This window comes from Streptomyces sp. NPDC002671, from assembly GCF_053592475.1.
Genome location: NZ_JBSFVU010000026.1, coordinates 98,230 through 118,967, shown reverse-complemented (window position 1 = coordinate 118,967; position 20,738 = coordinate 98,230). Strand labels below are relative to the sequence as shown.

The window sequence follows — 20,738 nt, the reverse complement described above, 5'->3', positions numbered from 1 at the left end:
CAGAATACACCATATGCCGCATAAGTAACACCGCGTCTGCCCTGGAGTCAGGAACAGACCATGTCCCGGTCAATCTCTGGAATGATCGCGGACCATGCAGCTCCTGGCCCCCGACGACCCGGCCCGTATAGGCCCCTACCGTCTGCTGTCCCGGCTCGGTGCGGGTGGCATGGGCCGGGTCTGCCTCGCGCGGGAAGCGGACGCCGGACCCGGCGCGACGACGGTCGCGGTGAAGCTGATCCGCACCGATCCCGACGCCGGACAGGAGGAGTTCCGGCGACGGTTCACCCGCGAGGCGGCCGCGGCGCGGCGGGTGAGCGGGGTGTGGACGGCCCGGGTGCTGGACGCGGACACGGACGCCGAACAGCCCTGGGTGGCAACGGAGTACGTTCCGGGACCGACCCTGCGGGCCGTGGTACGCGGTGACTTCGGCCCGCTTCCCTCGGCCTCCGCTCACGTCCTGGCGCACCGGCTGGCGCAGGCACTGGACGCCATCCACCGTGCCGGTCTCGTCCACCGCGACCTGAAGCCGTCCAACATCCTGCTCACCGTCGACGGGCCCCGGGTCATCGACTTCGGGGTGGCCCATGCCCTGGACGCCACCGCCGACTCCACCCTCACCCGCACCGGAACCCTCGTCGGGACACCCGAGTTCATGTCCCCCGAGCAGGTCAGAGGCGCACGGGTCACCCCGGCCGGAGACGTGTTCTCCCTCGGGAGCGTCCTGACCTACGCGGCCACGGGCCGCTCCCCCTTCCAGGGCACGGGCGAGGGCGGGGTACACGCGCTGCTGTTCCGTATCGCCTACGAGGAACCGGACCTGACCGGCGTACCGGAGGTGATCGCGGATCTCGTCCGCCGCTGCCTGGAGAAGCACCCGGACGACCGGCCGACGGTCCCGGAACTGATCGACCTGACCCGGCGGGCTCCGGCGGGCGCCTGGCTGCCCGCGTCCCTGCTGGCCCGCCTCGACCGGGTGGCCGCGGAGCCGCTGCCGGAGACACCGCGCCGCGAGGCACCGGCTCCGGAGGCCCTCGTCCTCCCCGATTTCCCCGACTTTCCCGAGGAGCCCGCGGTGGCGGAGCACCGGCGTGATCCACTGGACGCCCCCGAGGCGGGCATCGCGCCGCCGCACGTGGTGCCGACTCCTCCCCTGCCCCGGGTCGCCCGCATCGGCCGACGGGCAGCAGGGGCGCTGCTGCCCGTCATCGCCGTGCTGTCGGTGGTGGCCGGGGGGGTACGTCATCCTGCCCACCGTGGACGCGACCCCCTGGTCGGCGTTCGGAGACCACCCGCGCAAGCGTCCGCCGGAGTCCGTCTTCGGCGGCACATGGCGGGTCACCCAGGACGAGGACGAGTCACTGTTCAGCATGCGGCTGAACCTCGTCGGCACGCGCACGGGCAGTCGGGGCGCCACCCGTCCTGTCGGCCACGCGGGACACGATCTGCGTCGGCGAGGCGAAGGTGCGGTCCCAGTCGAAGACCACGCTGGTACTCGGCGACTTCCGGATGCACGAGATCGGCACGGGCGCGTGCGGCAAGGGGAACTGCGGGGTGCCACACACCATGAAACTCGTGGCGACCCTGGACCAGGGCCCGGACCTCTCCTGGGCCTACTCCCCCACGCTGTCCTACGGCCTCGAGCCGGTTGAGAACACCGGGGACTGGCCCTTCCGCGGCAACTGGTACACCGACGACGGCGGCCTGCGCATCACCGTCGGCACCCGAGAACTGGACACGCGCCTCATCCACGGCACCGATGACCGCAGCGGACTGCACTGCGAGTGGGAGGCGGCGCTGCTGGAAATCCACGGGACCACGTTCGCCACCACGGGCGCCCACGTGATCACGAAACGCTCGGATCCGCAGTGCCGGTCGGCATCGGTCCCGTACGACTACACGCTCCACGGCTCCGGCGCCACGACGACCCTCATCCGTCACTCCAACGCCGAAACAGCCACCCTTCGTCTCGAGCGCCACCCCTGACCGGGGGGGTTTCAGAGGCGGCCGATGAGCCTGATCTCCGGCGGCCGGAGAACCCCGCTCGCCATCAGGAGTGACGGCCCCAGATGCACCGGGCACACCCGCAGCGGGGGAAGGGCGTGCCGGGCGACCTCGAAGACGGCGGGGTCGGAGCAGTCCGTGCCGTAGGCCTGGTCACCCTCACCGCCGTACGGTCCCCGGCACCGTGCGTTCCGGTGGACGCTCATACCTCGATCGTCCCTCCGCGCATCGCGCGGAGGGACAATCGAGACGTGCGGGCAGCCAGCCCCTACAGGAACGAGTTGATCTCGATCGTCTCGTCCCGGCCCGGGCCCACGCCGATCGCGGAGATCGGGGCGCCGGACATCTCCTCCAGCGCCTTGACGTAGCCCTGCGCGTTCTTCGGCAGGTCGGAGAAGGACTTCGCCTTGGTGATGTCCTCGGACCAGCCCGGCAGCATCTCGTAGACGGGCTTCGCGTGGTGGAAGTCGGTCTGCGAGTAGGGCAGCTCCTCGACGCGCTTGCCGTCGATCTCGTAGGCCACGCAGACCGGGATCTGCTCCCAGCCGGTGAGGACGTCGAGCTTCGTGAGGAAGAAGTCCGTCAGGCCGTTCACGCGGGTCGCGTAGCGGGCGATCACCGCGTCGAACCAGCCGCAGCGGCGGTCACGGCCGGTGGTCACGCCCCGCTCGCCGCCGATGCGGCGCAGCGCCTCGCCGTCCTCGTCGAACAGCTCCGTCGGGAACGGGCCGGCGCCGACGCGGGTCGTGTACGCCTTCAGGATGCCGATGACGCGGCTGATCTTCGTCGGGCCCACACCGGCGCCGGTGCAGGCACCACCGGCGGTCGGGTTGGAGGACGTGACGAAGGGGTACGTGCCGTGGTCGATGTCGAGGAGGGTGCCCTGACCGCCCTCGAACAGGACGACCTTGTCGTCCTCCAGCGCCTGGTTGAGGACCAGCACGGTGTCGGTGACGTACGGCTTGATCTGCTCGGCGTAGCCCAGCAGCTCCTCGACCACCTGGTCGACGGCGATGGCGCGCCGGTTGTACAGCTTGGTGAGCAGCTGGTTCTTGACGTCGAGGGCCGCCTCGACCTTCTGCGTCAGGATCGACTCGTCGTACAGGTCCTGGACCCGAATGCCGACGCGGTTGATCTTGTCCGCGTAGGTCGGGCCGATACCGCGCCCCGTCGTACCGATCTTCCTCTTCCCGAGGAAGCGTTCCGTCACCTTGTCGACGGTCACGTTGTACGGCGTGATGATGTGCGCGTTACCGCTGATCAGGAGCTTGGACGTGTCGACGCCACGCTCGTTCAGACCGCTCAGCTCGGAGAGCAGGACCGACGGGTCGACGACGACACCGTTACCGATGACCGGCGTACAGCCGGGCGAGAGGATTCCGGAAGGGAGAAGGTGGAGAGCATACTTCTGGTCGCCGACGACCACCGTGTGGCCGGCGTTGTTGCCGCCCTGGTACCGGACGACATAGTCCACCGAGCCACCGAGCAGGTCGGTGGCCTTCCCCTTGCCTTCGTCACCCCACTGAGCACCGAGCAGCACAAGTGCGGGCACGCGCGTACACCCCTTCCGGGCGGGGCATGTCCAAGGTCAGGGGCGTGGGCGTAGGGTTCCCGCCGCGCACCATCGCGACCGCCATTGGTCGCACAACCGTCGGACCGGATGCCCCGGAATAGACGAAGCCCCTGGCGCAATAGCGCAAGGGGCTCTTGCACAAAGATGCTACCCGAGGAAGCGAGGCAGGACCGAGGTGGCGACTTTCGCGACGTCCGATCAGCTGCTGGTGATCATCGATCCGGCGGCACGGCATACGGACGGAGAGTCCGTGCGGATCGCGAAAGACGTGCTCAGCGCGGGTGCGACGGCCAAGGTGTGCCTGCCCGACGGACCGGAGGAGTTCGCGCGCGCACTGGGCCGAAGGGGGTCGCGGCGACCGGTCGTGATCGGCGACGACCGCGCCCTGGTCCGGGCCGTGACCCTGCTGCACCGGCAGCGGGAGCTGACCGGATGCGGACTGTCGGTGGTGCCGGTCGGCGGCGCCGGGCTCGCGGAGTCGCTGGGAGTGCCCGCCGGTACGGTGGCGGCGGCCCGGGCGGTCCTGGACGGCGTGGAGCGCCGCCTGGACCTGCTCGTGGACGACAGCGACGGAGTGGTCCTGGCCGCGCTGGACATCCCGGCGGTGCCGCCGGCCCCCGCCCAGCCGGTACCCGTCCCCGCCGGCCGCCCCTGGCTGCGTACGACGTACCGCTCCCTGGTCCGCACCCTGGCCCCGCGCCCCGCCCGGACCGCCGGCACCGCCCCCGCCGGGCCCCGCTGCGACTTTGCCCGGCTCCGGGTGGAGGTCGACGGACTGACGGTCGTGGACCTGGACCAGCCCCTGGAGGCCGTATCGGTGACCCCGGGCGCCTCCGGGCTGGCCGAGGTCGAGGTCCGCCCGCTGCCGGCGGGCGGACCGACGACCCCGATACGGGCCTCGGGGCACATGGTGACGGTCACGGGCGCGGACTTCCGCTACCGGGCGGACGCGGCGGTGGCAGGGCCGGTACGGCGGCGGACCTGGCGGGTGCTGCCGGGGGCGTGGGGACTCACCCTCCCGGCCCGATAAGCCCTGTTTCTCCTGCCCTCACCCCCAGGCTAAAGGTCTGGTGACAAATATTTAACCGCTCCGACCCCTTGAGAGAGGGGTTCCTCCTCCACCATCCTGCTCCATCAAGGCGCGGCTCGACCGCGCATGGCGTCAGGAGAGGGGCCACCCGATGGCAGTGGACGAGGGCGTCGCCCCGGCGGCGGAGACGGACGGCGACGGAACGGTTCACCGGCTGAAACCCAATGCTGTGGGGCTACTGGGCGTGGTCTTCATGGCCGTCGCCACGGCCGCGCCGATCACCGCGATGACCGGCAACGTGCCCTTCATGGTGTCGGCCGGCAACGGCATCGGGGCACCGGCGAGCTATCTCGTCGCAATGGTTGTCCTGGCAATCTTTTCCGTGGGTTTCACGTCGATGGCGAAACACATCACGTCCACGGGCGCCTTCTACGGCTTTATCTCCTTCGGCCTCGGACGCACCGCCGGACTCGCCTCCGGGCTGCTGGCGACCTTCGCCTACGTCGTCTTCGAACCCGCCCTCATCGGGATCTTCTCCACCTTCGCGACGACGACCCTGAAGGACCAGACCGGGCTCGACGTGCCGTGGTGGCTCTTCGCGCTGCTCATGCTCGCGATCAACGCGACCGGCACCTGGTTCGGCATTGACGTCGCCGAGAAACTGCTGGTGGCGCTGCTCGCGACGGAGGTGACCGTGCTCGCGGCCATGGCCGTCTCGGTCGCCCTCCACGGCGGCGGCCCGCACGGCTTCACCTTCGCGCCGGTCAACCCCGTCAACGCCTTCAAGGGCACGTCCGCCGGGCTCGGGCTCTTCTTCGCCTTCTGGTCCTGGGTCGGCTTCGAGTCGACCGCGATGTACGGCGAGGAGTCCCGCGACCCGAAGAAGATCATCCCCAAGGCGACGATGATCTCCGTCCTCGGCGTCGGCGTCTTCTACGTCCTCGTCTCCTGGATGGCCATCACCGGCAACGGCGAGCGGGAGGCCGTACGGGCGGCGTCCTCCGCCAACCCGCTGGACCTGTTCTTCCTGCCCACCGAGCGCTACGTCGGCCACTGGGCGGTCGACGTCATGCAGTGGCTGATGATCACCGGCTCGCTGGCCTGCGGCATGGCCTTCCACAACTGCGCCGCCCGCTATCTGTACGCCCTGGGCCGGGAAGGCGTCGTGCCCTCGCTGAAGAACACCATCGGCCGCACCCACGCCCGGCACGGCTCCCCGCACATCTCGGGCCTGGTGCAGACGGTCGCCTCCGCCGTCCTGATCGGCGCGTTCTGGATCGCCGGCAAGGACCCGTACACCGGCACCTACGTCCTGCTCGCCATCCTCGGCACCATGGCCATCCTCGTCGTACAGGCCGTGTGCTCCTTCGCGGTGCTGGTGTACTTCCGCTCCCACCACCCCGAGAGCCGCCACTGGTTCCGGACGTTCACCGCGCCGCTGCTCGGTGGCATCGCGATGCTCGCCGTGGTCGTCCTGCTGGTGTCCAACATGGGCGCGGCGGCCGGGCCGGAGTCCGGTTCGCTGGTGCTGAAGGCGACGCCATGGCTGGTGGCGCTGGTCGCGGCGGCCGGGCTCGGGTACGCGCAGTACCTCAAGCGGTACGCCCCGGAGCGGTACGCGCTGCTGGGGCGGACGGTGCTGGAGGAGACGCAGGAGCGTTGACGGATGATCACCCCACCTCGACGCTCAGCCCCTCCAGCCCCCGGATCACGAAGTTCGGCTTTCTCTTCGGCTCCGCCGCCAGGCGGAGCGTCGGGGCCTGATCCAGTAGTGCCGTCATGGAGGCGGCCAGTTCGATGCGGGCCAGGGGGGCGCCGATGCAGTAGTGGATGCCTGCGCCGAAGGAGATGTGGGGGTTGTCCTGGCGGGTGAGGTTCAGGTGGCCGGGGTTGTCGAAGGCCTGGGGGTCGTGGTTGGCGGAGCCGAAGAGCATGGCTATCTCCGCGCCGCGTGGGATCGTCGTGCCGGCGATCTCGATGTCGTCCAGGACCCAGCGCTCGAAGAGCTGCAACGGGGTGTCGTAACGCATCAGCTCCTCGATCGCGGACGGGATCAGGGAGTGGTCGGCACGGAGGGCGGACAGCTGATCCGGGTTGCGGAACAGGGCCCACCAGCCGTTCACCGTCGCGTTCACCGTGGCCTCGTGGCCCGCGTTGAGGAGCAGGACCGCCGTGGAGATCATTTCCTGTTCCGTCAGCCGGTCGCCCTCGTCGTGCGCCGCGATCAGGCCGGAGATCAGGTCCTCCCCCGGCTCCCTGCGGCGGGCCGCGATCAGCTCGCGCAGGTAGTCCGAGAACTCCAGCGACGCCCGCACCGCCTTCGCCGCCGTCTCCTCCGACGGGTTCAGCTCGTACATCCCGCAGATGTCCGCCGACCAGGGCCGCAGCCAGGCCCGGTCCGGCTCCGGGATGCCCAGCATCTCGGCGATCACCGCGACCGGCAGCGGCTCGGCGACATCCCTCAGCAGGTCGCCGCCGCCCGCCGCCACCAGGGCCGACACCAGCTCCTCCGCCAGGTTCCGCACGTACGGCCGCAGCCGCTCCACCGTGCGCGGGGTGAACGCCTTCGACACCAGGCGCCGGATCCGGGTGTGGTCCGGCGGCTCCAGGTCGAGCATGCCGTGGTCGTTGAGCGTGTGGAACGGCTCGTGCTCCGGCGGGGGCGGGGTCCGGCCGAAGTCCTCGTGCGAGAAACGGTGCTGGTAGGTGCGGCCCAGGCGGCGGTCGCGCAGCAGCGCCGCGACGTCCGCGTGGTGCGGCACCAGCCACTGGTCGGTCGGTTCGTACCGGATCACCCGGCCGCGCGCCCGCAGCTCGGCGTAGGCCGGGTACGGGTCGGCGAGGAACGCCGGGTCCCAGGGATCGAAGGCGAGGTCCGAACCGTCCGCAACAGCTGCCATGAACGGACGCTAGCCCGGTTCACCCCGGTGTGACCAGCCTCGCCTCGTACGCGAACACCGCCGCCTGCGTACGGTCCCGCAGCCCGAGCTTCACCAGGATCCGGCTCACATGCGTCTTGATCGTCGACTCCGCCACCACCAGCCGCTCGGCGATCTCCGCGTTCGACAGGCCCTGCGCGATCAGTACCAGCACCTCCGTCTCCCGTTCCGTCAGCTCCCCGTACGCCGCCTGCGCCGTCGGCATCATGCGCGGCACGTCCGACAGCCGCGAGAACTCCGTGATCAGCCGCTTCGTCACCGAGGGCGCCAGCAGCGCCTCCCCGGACGCCACCACCCGCACCCCCTCGGCCAGTTGGCGCGCCGAGGCGTCCTTCAGCAGGAAGCCGGAGGCTCCCGCGCGCAGCGCCTGGTACACGTACTCGTCCAGGTCGAACGTGGTCAGCACCAGCACCTTCGCCGCGCCGTCCGCCGCGACGATCTCCCGGGTCGCGTCGATGCCGTTCAGCTCCGGCATACGGATGTCCATCAGCACCACGTCCGGGGAGAGTTCACGGACGCGCTGTACCGCCTCCCGGCCGTTGACGGCCTCGCCGACGACCTCGATGTCCGGCATCGCGTTCAGCAGGACCGAGAAGCCCTCGCGGACCATCATCTGATCGTCCGCGATCAGTACGCGGATGGTCATGCCTCGACCTCGGTGGCTGTGTCGGTGGCGGTGGCCGGCACCGGCAGGAACACCGTCACCTCGTACCCCCCGTCCGCCGTCGGGACCGCCGTCATCTCGCCGTTCAGCATGGAGACCCGCTCCCGCATCCCCGTGATGCCGTGCCCCGCACCGGGCGAAGGCTTTATCAGGGACGGCGCCGGCGGCGGGCCGTTGACGACCCGCAGGCCGAGGCCTCCCAGGACGTACCCGATGTCGACCCGCGCGCCCGCCCCGGGCGCGTGCCGCAGCGTGTTGCTCAGCGCCTCCTGCACGATCCGGTACGCCGACAGCTCCACGCCCTGCGGCAGCTCACGCACCGCGCCGGTCACCATCTTGTCCACCTCCAGCCCGGCCTCGCGCACATTGGCGAGCAGCGCATCCAGGTCGGCCAGGGCGGGCTGCGGGGCGTCCGGGGCCTCGTAGTCCTCCGCGCGGACGACCCCGAGGACCCGGCGCAGCTCGGTCAGGGCCGCCACCGCGTTCTCCCGGATGGTGGCGAACGCCTTCTCCAGCTCCGGCGGCGGGTTCTCCACCCGGTACGGCGCGGCCTCCGCCTGGATGGCGACCACCGACATGTGGTGCGCGACCACGTCGTGCAGCTCCCGGGCGATCGTCGTGCGCTCCTCCAGCAGGGTGCGCCGCGAACGCTCGACCGCGGTCACCGTCTGCTGCGCCGTCACCTCCTGCGCCGCGTCCCTGCGTATGTGCCAGACCGTGACGACCAGCAGGATCAGCGCGGAAACGACCATCATCGGAGCCACGTTGGTGTTGTAGGGCGCGGCGTAGAAGCTCTCGGCGAAGAAGCTGTAGACGCCGGTCAGCACCCACATCCAGGCCGCGGTGCGTGGGCGGGTGCGTATCGCGACGACCGCGAGCACCACCAGATGGGAGAAGAAGCTGCCCGGCTGCCACGGCCAGTCGCTCCACTCGTTCCCGCCTACGACCGTGGCGGCCGTGGACGCGGCGAGCGACAGCCAGAACGCACCCGCCGGACGCACCAGGGTCAGCAGGACCGGGGCCAGGGCCAGCAGCCCGCACAGCAGGGACGACACCCCCGAGTCCTCGGTACCCGCCAGGCCGAGCAACATCGCCACCAGGCCGAGGGCGGCCACCACCGTGTGCGGGGTCCAGGTCGCGTACTCCTTCAGCCGGCCGGACCGGCGGCGCACGAGCGGGCTGTCGGCGTCCAGCCGGGGCAGCGGACGATAGGCGAAGGCCTCGTGGAACAGGTCCTGGCGCAGCCCGCTCAGGGCGTCCAACGCCAGCCGGTACTCGGGGCTGCGCGGCCGGCCGGCCGGCCCCGGCGGGGTCGTCTGCATGTGCGTCGTCTCGGTCACATGCAGAACGGTAGGGCCGGGCGGGTGTCACGGTCGTCCCCATGGAGAGGGGTTCTCGGGAGTCCCTCTCAGGTACTACGAGTACCGGCCGTACCCGTAAGGGGGCCGTAGGAGGTGCCGAGGTCAGCGGGCGCCGGGGCGGACCACCCCGGACTCGTAGGCGAAGATCGCCGCCTGGGTGCGGTCGCGCAGCCCCAGCTTCACCAGGATCCGGCCCACGTGCGTCTTCACGGTCTGCTCGGCCACCACCAGCCGCTCGGCGATCTCCGCGTTCGAGAAGCCCTGCGCGATCAGCGCCAGCACCTCCGTCTCCCGCTCGGTCAGGTCCCCGACGCGGTGCTTGAGCGGGGCCCGGTGGCTGCCGTCCAGGCGGGAGAACTCGTTGATGAGCCGACGTGTGATGCCGGGCGCGAGCAGGGCGTCGCCCGCGGCCACCACCCGCACCGCCTCGGCGAGTTGGTCGGCGGAGGCATCCTTGAGGAGGAAGCCGGAAGCACCGGCGCGCAGCGCGTCGTACACATGCTCGTCCAGGTCGAAGGTGGTCAGCACGAGCACTCTGATCGCCGGGTTGCCCGCGGTGATGCGGCTGGTCGCCTCGATGCCGCCCATCTCGGGCATCCGGATGTCCATCAGGACCACGTCCGGCGTCAGTTCGGCGACCTTGACGATCGCGTCCATGCCGTCCACCGCCTGCCCGACCACCTCGATGTCGGGCTGGGTGTTGAGCAACACGGTGAAACCCTGCCGGACCATCTGCTGGTCGTCGACGATGAGTACACGGATGGGGCCGACGCCGCTCGTCATGGGCTCTGTTCTCCTGTCGGGAGTGGGTACGGAGGCGGGTACGGGGACGGGGACCCGTCGGGGGAACTGCCCTGCGGGAGGAACGCCGTCACCGTGAAACCGCCGTTCAGGGTGCGCTTCGCGGTCACGTTCCCGCCGAGCATCGCCGCGCGCTCCCGCATGCCCAGCAGGCCGTGGCCGGTGCCCGGGGACGGCTGGACCGGGTGGCGGGGGCGGGAGTTCATGACGCCCAGGAAGATGCCGTGGGGGAAATGGCTGACCTCCACGCGGACCGTCGAACCCGGGGCGTGCCGCAGGGCGTTGCTCAGCGCCTCCTGCACGATCCGGTACGCCGACAGCTCCACGCCGGGCGAATAGGAGCGGGGCTTGCCGAGCACCTCGATACCGACCTCAAGGCCGGCCGCCCTGGTGTTCTCCAGCAACGCGTCCAGCCGGGAGAGGTCCGGCTGCGGGGCGTCCGGGGCCGGTTCGCCCGGGGCGCCGGGGTCGCCGGGCGTCTCGGAGCGCAGGACACCGAGGACGCGGCGCAGTTCGGTCAGCGCCTCCAGGGCGTTGTCGCGGATCCCGGCGAGGTTCTCCTTCAGCTCCTCCGACGGGTTCTCCACCAGGTGGGGCGCCACCTGGGCCTGGATGGAGATCACCGACATGTGGTGGGCGACCACGTCGTGCAGCTCGCGGGCGATACGGCTGCGCTCCTCCAGCAGGGTGCGGCGGGCGCGCTCCTCCGCGGTGATCGTCGTCTGCTGGACCAGCTGGCTACGGGCCTCGCTCCGGCTGCGCAGGACCGTGCCGACGAGAGCGGCGACCGCGAACAGGGCCACCGCCACGACGCCGGTCGCCGAGTAGCGCTGGGCCCCCATGACGCCTTCCAGGAAGTACGTCGTCAGGGCGGTCGTGCCGAGGGCGGCGAGAGTGCCGCGGATGCGGACGCGGAGGGCGAGCAGCACGAACACGGCCATCTGGGCCAGCAGGGCCGGGGTGCTCCAGGGCCAGTTGGCACCGTTGTGGATCGGGGACAACTCCAGGTTGTGCCGGACGAGCAGGGCGGCGACCGTGGCGCCGGTCAGGGACAGGGCCCAGGCGGGAACGGGGCGCCAGAGGGCCAGGACGACGGCGGTGCCCTGGACGAGGCCGGTCAGGAGGGCGACCGGGGTCGTGAAGCGGTAGCTGTCGGTCAGTTCGGAGCCGCCGCCCAGGGCTATGCCCAGGGCCACGTAGCAGGTGATCAGGTAGGTGAGGAGGCGGAGCCAGCGGTGGCGGGAGAAGGGGGGTGAGTTCGGGGAGGGGTTTTCTCCCAGCCAGGTGAGCAGGCGGGTTCGGCGGGTTCCTGTGAGTGCGGATGTGCGGCTCTCGGTGTTGGGGTCCGCGGCTTTCACTTGATCAAGGTTAGGCATTGTGCGGGGTCTTTGTCGGGGGCAGGTGGCGGTGGACCACGTGGGACGGGCGGTTCCGGAGGCGGCGAGGGCCCTGTTCCTGGGAGCGGAATGCCGTCCAGCACAGCGCCAGGGTGAGGGTGAGGAGGGGAAGCCAGGCCAGGCGGGCCACCGCCCAGGTCAGGTCGTCCGGTGAGGTGTGCAGGCCGGGCAGGCGGGCGGCGGGGAGGGTGGCTGCCGTCGTGGCCATCAGAGCCGTCTGGTGCCAGAGGTAGATCGTCATTGCGGAGAGGTTGACCAGGGCCGTCGCCGACCAGGCCAGCGGGCGGGACATCGCGCGGCGCAGGCGGTCGCGGAGCAGGAGGGCCAGGCCGCACTGGGCCAGGCCGAACGTGACGGCCGCCAGGGTCGGCGGGTCGAGGTTGGAGACCTTTGCGCCGGGGACGCCGACCATGGACGCCGGGTACCCCGCGCAGGTGATGAGGGCCGCCGTGGCCGCCGTACCGCCGAGGAAGAGGACCCAGCCCGCTCGGCGGCTGTCCAGCTCGCCCCGGGTCCAGGCGGCGCCGAGAGTGTACGGGACCAGCCAGCCCGCCGCCACGTTCGCCCAGGCGAGCCAGGACGGGCCGAGGTGCAGGCCGAAGCGCAGGACGTCCACGTGCAGGACCACGGCCAGGGGCCAGAGCGGGTTGAGGCGGGTGAGGAGCGGGGTCGCGGCCGTCAACGCCGCGAAGACCAGGAGGAACCAGAGGGGGGACAGGGCGAGTTTGAGAAGTGTGTGGATCGTGGCGAAGGGCGTGCCGACCAGCACGAGGGCCGTTGCCACCACCGTCCACAGGGCCAGGAGGGCCACCACCGGGCGGAGCAGACGGGTCAGTCGGGCGCGCAGCCACTGGCCGTAGGTCTCGCCCCTGGCGATGGCCGAGGCGTGACTTCGGGTCGCCACATGGCCGCCGACCAGGAAGAACACGGCCAGGGTCTGGAAGAGCCAGGAGATCGGGGCCAGCCAGGGCATGTGTTGCAGCGGGCTTGCCGTATGCAGTCCGCCGTCCCCGGCGACCAGCGCCGTGACCAGCCAGTGGCCCAGGACCACACCGAGGATCGCGTAGGCGCGGAGTGCGTCGACCGCGCGGTCCCGGGAGGTGGGGGTGGCCCTGTCGATCCGGTGGACAGCCTGGCGGAAGGTGCGGAGTGGGTGGCGCTGATGGCGTGCGGCCTGTTCAGGCACGGGTCACCTCCGAGGTCTCGCCGAGAGCGATCCGGGCCAGGTTGGCGAGGGAGGCCGAGCCCGGGGTGAAGTAGCCGCTGTGGTCGGCGCCGGCGGCATCGAAGACCCGGGCGCCGAAGGCCCGGGAGACCGGGTCGGCGCCGAAGCCGACGGTGGTGCCGAAGAGTTGGGCGCTGACGTGCGGCACGTGTGCGATCCAGTCGGCGCTGCCTCGGGCCGCCCAGACCCGGGCCCGGGTGTGCAGGGCGGCCACTGAGTCCGCACCCGTGCCGGGGCTGCCGACCAGGGCTATGTCGTCCGCGTCCAGCCCCTGGGCGGCACGGCCGCAGACGACCGAGCCGTAGGAGTGGCAGAGGAGGGAGTAGCGGGCCGTCGGCGGGGCGACGTGGTGGAGGGCGCGGAGAAAGGCGCGCAGGTGGGGCGCCGCTTCGTCGGCTCGGGTGGTGGTCGTCACCGTGGTGCTGACCGTGGCCGGGGTTGTGTAGCCGAGCCAGGCCACTACGGCCACGCGCGTACGGGTGCCGGTGGGGGCTCTGTGCGTGAGGTCCGAGTAGAGCGCCGACGCTGCCCTGCGGAAGCGGGCGTAGGTGTCGAGGGAGGTGTCGGAGCCTGGGATCAGGACCGCGATGTGGGTTGCGTGGGGCAGGTCGCCCAGGACCTCTGTGACGCGGCCGGCGCCGCGGCCGTCGTATGCGAGGAGGTGGTGGGTCGGGGCGGCCAGGGCGCGGTCGGCTGCGGCGCGGTGGGGGTCGCCGTGGGCGGCGGCCATGCGGGCGGCTTCGGTCGCGTTGGCCCGGTTCGCCTCGTAGGCGGCGGTGAGGGTGGCCGGGGTGAGGGAGGAGGCGAGGGCCGGAGGTGGAGCAGGGATTTCCGGGCGTGCCGCGGCGGAGAGGGGAGCGACGATGGCGGTGGTGAGGAGGGTGACGAGGAGAGCGCGGCGGAGTCGGGAGCTGCGGTGCGTTCTCTTGTGCGGGTGGCCCTCGCGGGGCCGGCTCGTCGTCGGCGGCTGCGGGTCGTGCCGCGTGGCGGTGGTGAGCCCCATGGTCGGCTTCCTCTCAGTTCGCCCGGCCATCGGGCTGCACTGACAAGGAAGTTAGAAATCGGGGCGTGTCGTTCGCGTCCCGCCAGGGAACTGTTCTGGCGCGTAGCTCTCAGGTACTACGGGTATGACCGGGGCCGCCCCGGAAGGGGCGAACCCCGGCCCTCACCACGCCAGTTGCGCGATCTCCTCCGCCACCACCGCGCACGCGTCCGCCGCCGGGTCGATCAGCGGGAAGTGGCCCACGTCCTGCAGCAGGGTCAGGCCCGCCAGCTCCCCCGCCTTCGCCGCCGCATCCGCGTACGACTCGGCCACCGCCTGCGGCACCACCAGGTCCGAACGGCCCTGGACCAGCGTCGTGGCGATGCCCGTGGGGAGCAGGAGGACCGGGTCCGCGTACGGCCGGCGTTCCGCGAAGTGCCCTTTCCCGCCGAGGAGTTGCAGCGCCGCGTTGCCGCAGACGTCCAGCTTCTCCGCCACCTCGAAGTCCGCGATCGGCGCCAGCGCGACCACGCCCCGCAGCGGGGTCGGACGGTCGGTGCGCCAGGGGGCGTCGGCGGGCAGGACGTGCCGGGCCGCCGCCCACAGCGCCAGGTGGCCGCCCGCCGAGTGGCCGGTCAGCACCGTGCGGCGCGGGTCGGCCTGCGGGAGCGCCTCGTGGACCATGCCGGGCAGGGCGTCCAGGGCGGCGGCGACGTCGTCGAAGGTGTCCGGCCAGCGGCCCGCGAGCGGGGTGCCCTCGTCCCCTTCGGCCCCCTTGCTCTGCTCCGGGATCAGGCCGCCGCCCCGCCGGTACTCCACATTGGCCACCGCGAAGCCCCTGCGGCACAGGTAGTCCGCGAACGGGGTGATGTGGCGGCGGTCGTAGCGGGCGCGCCAGGCGCCGCCGTGCAGGACCACGACCAGCGGGGCGGGGGAACCGGGGGCGAGCGGGGAGTCCGGGCCGGTGCGGGGGGCGTAGAAGTCGATCACCTGGTCGGGATGGTCGCCGTACGTGGCGCTGACGTCGGGGTCTACCGGGGGGTGCGAGAAGGCGGACTCCTCCTCGGCGGCGGCGCGGGCTGCTGCGGCGTCGTCCGGCATGCTCCAACCTCTCAGCGATGGAACGGGTTTGGCGACTCTTCGTCGACCGTTGGCGGGGACGGTATCAGGCCGGTGACGTGCGGCAATATGGGGATGTCACGCAGGGTGAAGGAAAACGCTTCTGCGGCCCGTTGTGCGGCAGGGGCCGGGCAGGAGCCATCGCCGCCCCGCCCAGCCCCGGCTTCTCCTCCAGGACCTGTCGGACCTAGCCCAGCACCTCTCCCAGCACCCGCGCCGCCCGCTCCACATCCCCGAAGCTCACGTACAGCGGCGTGAACCCGAAGCGGAGCACGTCCGGGTGGCGGAAGTCGCCCACCACACCCCGCGCGATCAGGCGTCTCATCACCTCACCGGCATCCGGGCAGCGCAGCGCGACCTGGCTGCCGCGTTCCTCGTGGGGCTCCGGGGTGACCGACTCGACCCGGCCGGGCTCGGTGTACGCCGCCACGCACTCCAGGAAGAAGTCGGTCAGGGCCAGGGACTTCGCCCGGACCGCGGCGACCGAGACCTCGTCCCAGACCTCCAGGGCCGCCTCCAGGGCCAGCATGGAGAGGATGTCCGGGGTGCCGACCCGGCCGCGCAGGGCGCCCGGTGCCGGGGCGTACGACGGGCTCATGCCGAACGGGTCGGTGTGCGAGTTCCAGCCGGGCAGCGGGGAGTCGAAACGGTCCTGCAGCTCGTGCCGCACGTACAGGTACGCCGGTGAACCGGGGCCGCCGTTCAGGTACTTGTAGGTGCAGCCGACCGCCAGGTCGACCCCGTGCTCGTCCAGGCCGACCGGCAGGGCGCCCGCGCTGTGGCACAGGTCCCAGACGGCGTACGCCCCCGCCGCGTGCACCGCGGCCGTCAGGGACGGCAGGTCGTGCAGGCGGCCGGTGCGGTAGTCGACGTGGTTGAGCAGCACCGCCGCCGTGCGCTCGCCGAGCGCGTCCGGCACCTGCGCCGGGGTGACCGCGCGCAGCGTGCGGCCGGTCAGGCGGGCGGCCGACTCGGCGATGTAGCCGTCCGTGGGGAACGTCGTCGCGTCCACCAGGATCTCGTCCCGGCCCTCGCCCGCCATGCGAACGGCTGCCACAACTGCCTTGAAAACATTGATACTTGTGGAGTCGCCGACGACGATCTGGCCCGGTGCCGCGCCGACCAGCGGGGCGATCCTGTCGCCGATCCGCTCCGGCGCCGTCCACCAGCCGCTCTCCTCCCAGGAGCGGATGCGCAGTTCGCCCCACTGCCTGCGGACGACGTCCTCGACCCGGCCCGGCACGTTCGCCGGCAGGGCGCCGAGCGAGTTCCCGTCCAGGTAGACGCCGGCGGAGTCAGCCGCATGACCGGACACAGTGTCCAGGACGAAGCGGGAGCGCAGCGGGGCCAGTTCGTCCGCCGCGTCCAGCTTCTCCGCGCGCAACGCGAACTCAGACATGCGACCTCGCCGTCCACAGCTCCGGGAACACGTTCTTGCGGGCGCGCTTCTCCAGCCAGGCCACGCCCGCCGAGCCGCCCGTGCCGGCCTTCGCGCCCATTGCGCGGCGGGTGGCGACCAGGTGGTCGTTGCGCCAGCGCCACACCAGTTCGGCCACGTCCGACAACGCCTCGCCGAGACGGGCGAGCTCGGCGTTCTGGTCGCCGGAGTAGATCTCCGCCCAGGCCGCCTCGACGGCGCCGGAGGGCTCGTAGCGCTGGGTCAGATCCCGTCCCAGCACGTCCTCGGGGATCGCGTGGCCGCGCCGGGCGAGGAGCCGTACGACCTCGTCGTACAGGCTCGGCTCGTGCAGCGCCTTCTCCAGTTCCGCGTGGACGCGGGGGGCGCCGCGGTGCGGGACGAGCATGGACGCGGACTTCTCGCCGAGCAGGAACTCCAGGCGCCGGTACATCGCCGACTGGAAGCCGGAGCCCTCGCCGAGGGCGGAGCGGTACGCGTTGAACTGCGCCGGGGTCAGCTGGCCGAGCGGCTTCCAGGAGGCGTTCAGCGCCTCCAGTTCCCGTACGGAACGTTTCAGCGCGTCGATCGCCACCGGCACCCGCTCCTCGCGCAGGGCGCGTGCCGCGGTCTCCCACTCGTGCACGATGACCGTGAACCACAGCTCCATGACCTGGGTCGTCACCAGGAAGACCATCTCGCCGGGGTCGTCGGAGAGGGTGTGCTGGAGGTGGGTGAGCACGTCCGCCTTGACGTAGTCCTCGTACGGCGTCGTGCCCGCGAAGTCGAGATGCGGGGTCTCGGGCTCCTGAGTCTCCAAGGACCGATGAGCCTGTTGGGACATCGCTGTCTCCTGCTGTTGCTCCGGGTAGCGGTCCGCCCCTGCCGATTCCGGCACGGGGGCCCCGGTCCCCAACCGCATCCTCCGCGATCACCCCCGGCACGGCAAGGCCCGTCTGCTGCCAGACGGGCCACACCGGTGAATCCCGTACGACTCCCGCAGGGGTCAGCCCAGGGTCTGGGCCGCCGTCTGCGAGGAGTCCTTCAGGAACTGCGTGCAGCGCTCGTACTCCTCCTGCTCGCCGATCCCCTGCGCGGCGCGGGCGAGGGCGTGCAGGGCGCGCAGGAAGCCACGGTTGGGCTCGTGCTCCCAGGGCACCGGGCCGTGGCCCTTCCAGCCGCTGCGCCGCAGGGCGTCCAGGCCACGGTGGTAGCCCGTACGGGCGTACGCGTACGACTCCACGACCGCGCCCCGCTCGAACGCGTCGTCGGCCAGCTGGGCCCAGGCGAGGGACGACGTGGGGTACTTGGCGGCCACATCGGCCGGTGCCGTACCGCCCGCGAGCAGCTCGCGGGGCTCCGGGTCGTCGGGGAGGTGGGTCGGGGGCGGGCCCCCGAGAAGGTTCTCGTGCATCGTCATGGCACCAGTCTGCTGCATTGCGCTTGATCGGTAACTGTTGCGGCGCCTGCGGCACCGGCTGGAACGGCATCGACGTCCAGCTCTACGGCCTCGGCACCTCACTCGGCTCGACCAGCGCTGGAAGCCGTGGTCGCCTCCGACGTCGTGGTCCCCTCCAGCGGTGGGCACGTCACGCAGCCGTGCCTGTGGCACTCGGGCTTGCGGCAGCCCGGGGCCGGGCTGCGGACCAGGGTGAAGGCCAGCGCCGCCCCCACCACCAGCACGCCCGCGCAGATCGGCATCGCCCGCCGGAACGCCGCGTCGAAGGCGCCCGGCGAGCGGTACGCCTCCGGGCCCATGCCCGCCAGCAGCGGCAGCGCGGCGACCGCGATCAGGCCCGCCGCCCGCGCCGCCGCGTTGTTGATGCCGCTGGCCAGGCCCGCGCGGGCGGTGTCCACCGAGGCGAGGACCGTCGCCGTCAGGGGCGCGACCAGGATGACCATGCCCGCGCCCATCACCAGCAGGGCGGGCAGCACGTCCGTCAGGTAGTGCGCGTACGGCCCCACGCGGAGCATCAGCAGCATCGCCACGGCGCACAGCAACGGGCCGACGGTGAGCGGCAGACGGGGGCCGGTCCGGTCGGCCAGGGCGCCCGAGCGGGCGGAGAACAGCAGCATCAGGGCCGTGGTCGGCAGCAGGGCCGTACCGGCGGCCAGGGCCGAGTAGCCCGCCACCACCTGGAGCTGGAGCGCGGTGAGGAAGAAGAAGCCGCCGAAGGCCGCGTACACGCACAGCGTGACCAGGTTGACCGCGGTGAACTGGCGCGAGGCGAAGATGTCCGGCGGCAGCATCGGATCCGGGCGGCGCCGCTCGACGACGATGAACGCCACCGCCGCGGCCAGACCCGCCACCGCGGTCACCGCGACCACCAGGGAGCCGCTGCGGGCCTCGATCAGGGCGTACGTCAGCAGGGCGAGCGCCTGGGCGCCGAGGGCGGCGCCGAGCACGTCGAAACGGCCGTGGGCGCGGTGGTCGGCGGACTCGGGGACGTGCCGCAGGGCGACCGGCACGCACAGCACGGCCAGCGGCACGTTCAGCAGGAACACCCAGCGCCAGCCGGGGCCGTCCACCAGCCAGCCGCCCAGGAACGGGCCGACGGCCGCCCCGATGCCGCCGAAGCCGGACCACAGGCCGACCGCCCGGCTCCGGTCGTCGGGGTGGAAGGAGGCCTGGATCAGCGCGAGGGAGCCGGGGGTGAGCAGCGCACCGCCGATGCCCTGGAGCGCGCGGGCGGCGATGAGGACGCCGGAGGTCGGGGCCAGGCCGCAGAGCAGCGACGCGGCGGCGAACCAGACGACTCCCAGCACGAAGATCCTGCGCCGCCCGTAGCGGTCCCCCAGCGAACCGCCCAGCAGGATCAGCCCGGCCAGCGTGACCATGTACGCGTTGACCGTCCACTGGAGGGCGGCCAGGCTCGCGCCCAGGTCGCGGCCGATGCGCGGGAGCGCCACGTTGACGACGGTCGAGTCCAGCATCGCCATGCTGGACCCGAGGACCGTGGTCAGCAGGATCCACTTGCCCTGGGGGGAGGCCAGCCGGACGTCGGGCATGGCTCCAGGTATACAGCGGGCCCGGTGACGTCGATAGTCACCGGGCCCGCCAAGACGTCGAGCGACGCCTTACTTGATCTTGTTACCCGCCGAGCGCAGGTTCTTCGTGGCCTCGACAACGCGCGCGGCCATGCCCGCCTCGGCCAGCTTGCCCCAGGTGCGCGGGTCGTAGGCCTTCTTGGAGCCGACCTCGCCGTCGACCTTCAGGACGCCGTCGTAGTTCTGGAACATGTGCGCGGCGACCGGACGGGTGAAGGCGTACTGGGTGTCCGTGTCGAGGTTCATCTTCACGACGCCGTTCTCCAGCGCGGTCAGGATCTCCTGCTCGGTGGAGCCGGAGCCGCCGTGGAAGACGAAGTCGAACGGGGACTGCTTGCCGAACTTGGCCGCGACGCCGTCGTTCAGCTCCTTCAGCAGGTCGGGGCGGAGCACGACGTTGCCCGGCTTGTACACGCCGTGCACGTTGCCGAAGGAGGCGGCCAGCAGGTAGCGGCCCTTCTCGCCCAGGCCGAGGGCCTCGGCGGTGCGGATCGCGTCCTCGACCGTGGTGTACAGCTCGTCGTTGATCTCGTGGGTGACGCCGTCCTCCTCGCCGCCGGTCGGGGTGATCTCGACCTCGAGGATGATGTTGGCGCGGCGGGCCTGCTCCAGCAGCTCCTGGGCGATGGCCAGGTTGTCGGCGAGGGTCTCGGCGGAGCCGTCCCACATGTGCGACTGGAACAGCGGGTTACGGCCGGCCTTCACGCGCTCCTCGGACAGCGCGAGCAGCGGACGCACGTACCCGTCGAGCTTGTCCTTCGGGCAGTGGTCGGTGTGCAGCGCGATGTTGACCGGGTACTTCTCGGCGAGGATGTGCGCGTACTCGGCGAGCGCGACCGCGCCGGTCACCATGTCCTTGCTGTACTGGCCGCCGAGGAACTCCGCACCACCCGTGGAGATCTGGACGATGCCGTCGCTCTCCGCCTCGGCGAAGCCGCGCAGTGCCGCGTTCAGGGTCTGGGACGAGGTGACGTTGATGGCCGGGTAGGCGAACTTGCCTGCCTTCGCCCGGTCGAGCATCTCGTTGTAGACCTCGGGGGTTGCGATGGGCATCTGTCCGCTCCTTGGGTGTGCGGGGTCGGATTGCTGCGTTACGGCCCTGACCTAGACCTGGGGGGGTGACGTCATCGTCACCTGTCCCGGGGGGTGACGTCATCGTCGGCCCCATCTTTCCAGACCTGGCGTGATGGTCGGCCCCC

The 20,738-nt window shown here is 71.5% G+C and carries 19 protein-coding genes; 4 read left to right on the top strand and 15 right to left on the bottom strand.

Features of this window, described 5'->3' with window-relative positions:
- The first annotated feature begins 94 nt into the window (after positions 1–94).
- Both ACWD35_RS33115 and ACWD35_RS33110 read left to right on the top strand, forming a co-directional pair.
- Positions 95–1,570 carry a serine/threonine-protein kinase gene (locus ACWD35_RS33115; RefSeq protein ID WP_451355028.1) on the top strand — a complete coding sequence of 492 codons (1,476 nt, stop codon included), beginning with the start codon at positions 95–97 and terminating at the stop codon, positions 1,568–1,570.
- A 5-nt stretch (positions 1,571–1,575) separates the two neighbouring features.
- Positions 1,576–1,986, top strand: coding sequence for a hypothetical protein (locus ACWD35_RS33110; protein WP_451355027.1), 411 nt, complete (start codon positions 1,576–1,578; stop codon positions 1,984–1,986).
- A gap of 11 nt (positions 1,987–1,997) precedes the next feature.
- Here ACWD35_RS33110 and ACWD35_RS33105 read toward each other — a convergent pair whose 3' ends face one another.
- Entirely contained in the window at positions 1,998–2,210 is a 213-nt protein-coding gene (locus ACWD35_RS33105) for a hypothetical protein (RefSeq protein WP_451355026.1), read from the bottom strand.
- Between the two features lie 62 nt (positions 2,211–2,272).
- Positions 2,273–3,556: an adenylosuccinate synthase gene (locus ACWD35_RS33100; RefSeq protein ID WP_451355025.1), complete on the bottom strand. Its 1,284-nt coding sequence runs from the start codon at positions 3,554–3,556 to the stop codon at positions 2,273–2,275.
- Between the two features lie 196 nt (positions 3,557–3,752).
- Between ACWD35_RS33100 and ACWD35_RS33095 the strand changes: the two genes are divergently transcribed.
- Together ACWD35_RS33095 and ACWD35_RS33090 are read left to right on the top strand one after the other, a co-directional pair.
- Positions 3,753–4,607 (top strand): diacylglycerol kinase, encoded by an 855-nt coding sequence (locus ACWD35_RS33095; RefSeq protein ID WP_451355024.1) that lies wholly within the window; start codon positions 3,753–3,755, stop codon positions 4,605–4,607.
- A 151-nt stretch (positions 4,608–4,758) separates the two neighbouring features.
- Positions 4,759–6,270, top strand: a complete 1,512-nt coding sequence (locus ACWD35_RS33090) for an APC family permease (protein ID WP_451355023.1) — start codon at positions 4,759–4,761, stop codon at positions 6,268–6,270.
- A 7-nt stretch (positions 6,271–6,277) separates the two neighbouring features.
- Here the strand turns inward: ACWD35_RS33090 and ACWD35_RS33085 are convergent, their stop codons facing one another.
- The 13 genes from ACWD35_RS33085 to fbaA all read right to left on the bottom strand — a co-directional run bounded on the left by ACWD35_RS33085 (position 6,278) and on the right by fbaA (position 20,592).
- Complete coding sequence (locus ACWD35_RS33085) at positions 6,278–7,507, bottom strand: cytochrome P450 (protein WP_451355022.1); 1,230 nt, start codon at positions 7,505–7,507, stop codon at positions 6,278–6,280.
- A 19-nt stretch (positions 7,508–7,526) separates the two neighbouring features.
- Positions 7,527–8,192, bottom strand: a complete 666-nt coding sequence (locus ACWD35_RS33080; RefSeq protein WP_451355021.1) for a response regulator — start codon at positions 8,190–8,192, stop codon at positions 7,527–7,529.
- On the bottom strand, positions 8,189–9,550 hold the full coding sequence (locus ACWD35_RS33075; protein ID WP_451355020.1) for a sensor histidine kinase: 1,362 nt from the start codon (positions 9,548–9,550) through the stop codon (positions 8,189–8,191). Before ACWD35_RS33075 ends, ACWD35_RS33080 begins: the two co-directional genes overlap by 4 nt.
- Positions 9,551–9,673: 123 nt before the next feature.
- Positions 9,674–10,354, bottom strand: a complete 681-nt coding sequence (locus ACWD35_RS33070; RefSeq protein WP_451355019.1) for a response regulator — start codon at positions 10,352–10,354, stop codon at positions 9,674–9,676.
- Positions 10,351–11,730, bottom strand: a complete 1,380-nt coding sequence (locus tag ACWD35_RS33065; RefSeq protein ID WP_451355018.1) for a sensor histidine kinase — start codon at positions 11,728–11,730, stop codon at positions 10,351–10,353. Before ACWD35_RS33065 ends, ACWD35_RS33070 begins: the two co-directional genes overlap by 4 nt.
- Before the next feature lie 10 nt (positions 11,731–11,740).
- Entirely contained in the window at positions 11,741–12,889 is a 1,149-nt protein-coding gene (locus tag ACWD35_RS33060) for an acyltransferase family protein (RefSeq protein WP_451355039.1), read from the bottom strand.
- A 58-nt stretch (positions 12,890–12,947) separates the two neighbouring features.
- Positions 12,948–13,997 carry an alpha/beta hydrolase gene (locus tag ACWD35_RS33055; protein ID WP_451355017.1) on the bottom strand — a complete coding sequence of 350 codons (1,050 nt, stop codon included), beginning with the start codon at positions 13,995–13,997 and terminating at the stop codon, positions 12,948–12,950.
- Positions 13,998–14,159: 162 nt separating this feature from the next.
- A complete protein-coding gene (locus ACWD35_RS33050) occupies positions 14,160–15,077 on the bottom strand; it encodes an alpha/beta hydrolase (protein WP_451355016.1) in 918 nt (305 codons plus the stop codon).
- 205 nt (positions 15,078–15,282) lie between these two features.
- A complete protein-coding gene (kynU, locus tag ACWD35_RS33045; RefSeq protein WP_451355015.1) occupies positions 15,283–16,494 on the bottom strand; it encodes a kynureninase in 1,212 nt (403 codons plus the stop codon).
- Complete coding sequence (locus tag ACWD35_RS33040; RefSeq protein WP_451355014.1) at positions 16,487–17,335, bottom strand: tryptophan 2,3-dioxygenase family protein; 849 nt, start codon at positions 17,333–17,335, stop codon at positions 16,487–16,489. Before ACWD35_RS33040 ends, kynU begins: the two co-directional genes overlap by 8 nt.
- Positions 17,336–17,497: 162 nt before the next feature.
- Positions 17,498–17,911, bottom strand: a complete 414-nt coding sequence (locus ACWD35_RS33035) for a DUF3151 domain-containing protein (protein ID WP_451355013.1) — start codon at positions 17,909–17,911, stop codon at positions 17,498–17,500.
- A gap of 98 nt (positions 17,912–18,009) precedes the next feature.
- Complete coding sequence (locus ACWD35_RS33030) at positions 18,010–19,500, bottom strand: MFS transporter (RefSeq protein ID WP_451355012.1); 1,491 nt, start codon at positions 19,498–19,500, stop codon at positions 18,010–18,012.
- A 69-nt stretch (positions 19,501–19,569) separates the two neighbouring features.
- Positions 19,570–20,592, bottom strand: a complete 1,023-nt coding sequence (gene fbaA / locus ACWD35_RS33025; RefSeq protein WP_451355011.1) for a class II fructose-bisphosphate aldolase — start codon at positions 20,590–20,592, stop codon at positions 19,570–19,572.
- Positions 20,593–20,738: the final 146 nt, after the last annotated feature.

What these genes read in the sequence shown, in the direction of transcription:
- ACWD35_RS33115 (WP_451355028.1), top strand. Translation starts at nt 95, where the DNA reads ATGCAGCTCCTGGCCCCCGACGACCCGGCCCGTATAGGCCCCTACCGT.
- ACWD35_RS33105 (WP_451355026.1), bottom strand. Translation starts at nt 2,210, where the DNA reads ATGAGCGTCCACCGGAACGCACGGTGCCGGGGACCGTACGGCGGTGAG.
- ACWD35_RS33090 (WP_451355023.1), top strand. Translation starts at nt 4,759, where the DNA reads ATGGCAGTGGACGAGGGCGTCGCCCCGGCGGCGGAGACGGACGGCGAC.
- ACWD35_RS33085 (WP_451355022.1), bottom strand. Translation starts at nt 7,507, where the DNA reads ATGGCAGCTGTTGCGGACGGTTCGGACCTCGCCTTCGATCCCTGGGAC.
- ACWD35_RS33080 (WP_451355021.1), bottom strand. Translation starts at nt 8,192, where the DNA reads ATGACCATCCGCGTACTGATCGCGGACGATCAGATGATGGTCCGCGAG.
- ACWD35_RS33070 (WP_451355019.1), bottom strand. Translation starts at nt 10,354, where the DNA reads ATGACGAGCGGCGTCGGCCCCATCCGTGTACTCATCGTCGACGACCAG.
- ACWD35_RS33055 (WP_451355017.1), bottom strand. Translation starts at nt 13,997, where the DNA reads ATGGGGCTCACCACCGCCACGCGGCACGACCCGCAGCCGCCGACGACG.
- ACWD35_RS33050 (WP_451355016.1), bottom strand. Translation starts at nt 15,077, where the DNA reads ATGCCGGACGACGCCGCAGCAGCCCGCGCCGCCGCCGAGGAGGAGTCC.
- kynU (WP_451355015.1), bottom strand. Translation starts at nt 16,494, where the DNA reads ATGTCTGAGTTCGCGTTGCGCGCGGAGAAGCTGGACGCGGCGGACGAA.
- ACWD35_RS33040 (WP_451355014.1), bottom strand. Translation starts at nt 17,335, where the DNA reads ATGTCCCAACAGGCTCATCGGTCCTTGGAGACTCAGGAGCCCGAGACC.
- ACWD35_RS33035 (WP_451355013.1), bottom strand. Translation starts at nt 17,911, where the DNA reads ATGACGATGCACGAGAACCTTCTCGGGGGCCCGCCCCCGACCCACCTC.
- ACWD35_RS33030 (WP_451355012.1), bottom strand. Translation starts at nt 19,500, where the DNA reads ATGCCCGACGTCCGGCTGGCCTCCCCCCAGGGCAAGTGGATCCTGCTG.
- fbaA (WP_451355011.1), bottom strand. Translation starts at nt 20,592, where the DNA reads ATGCCCATCGCAACCCCCGAGGTCTACAACGAGATGCTCGACCGGGCG.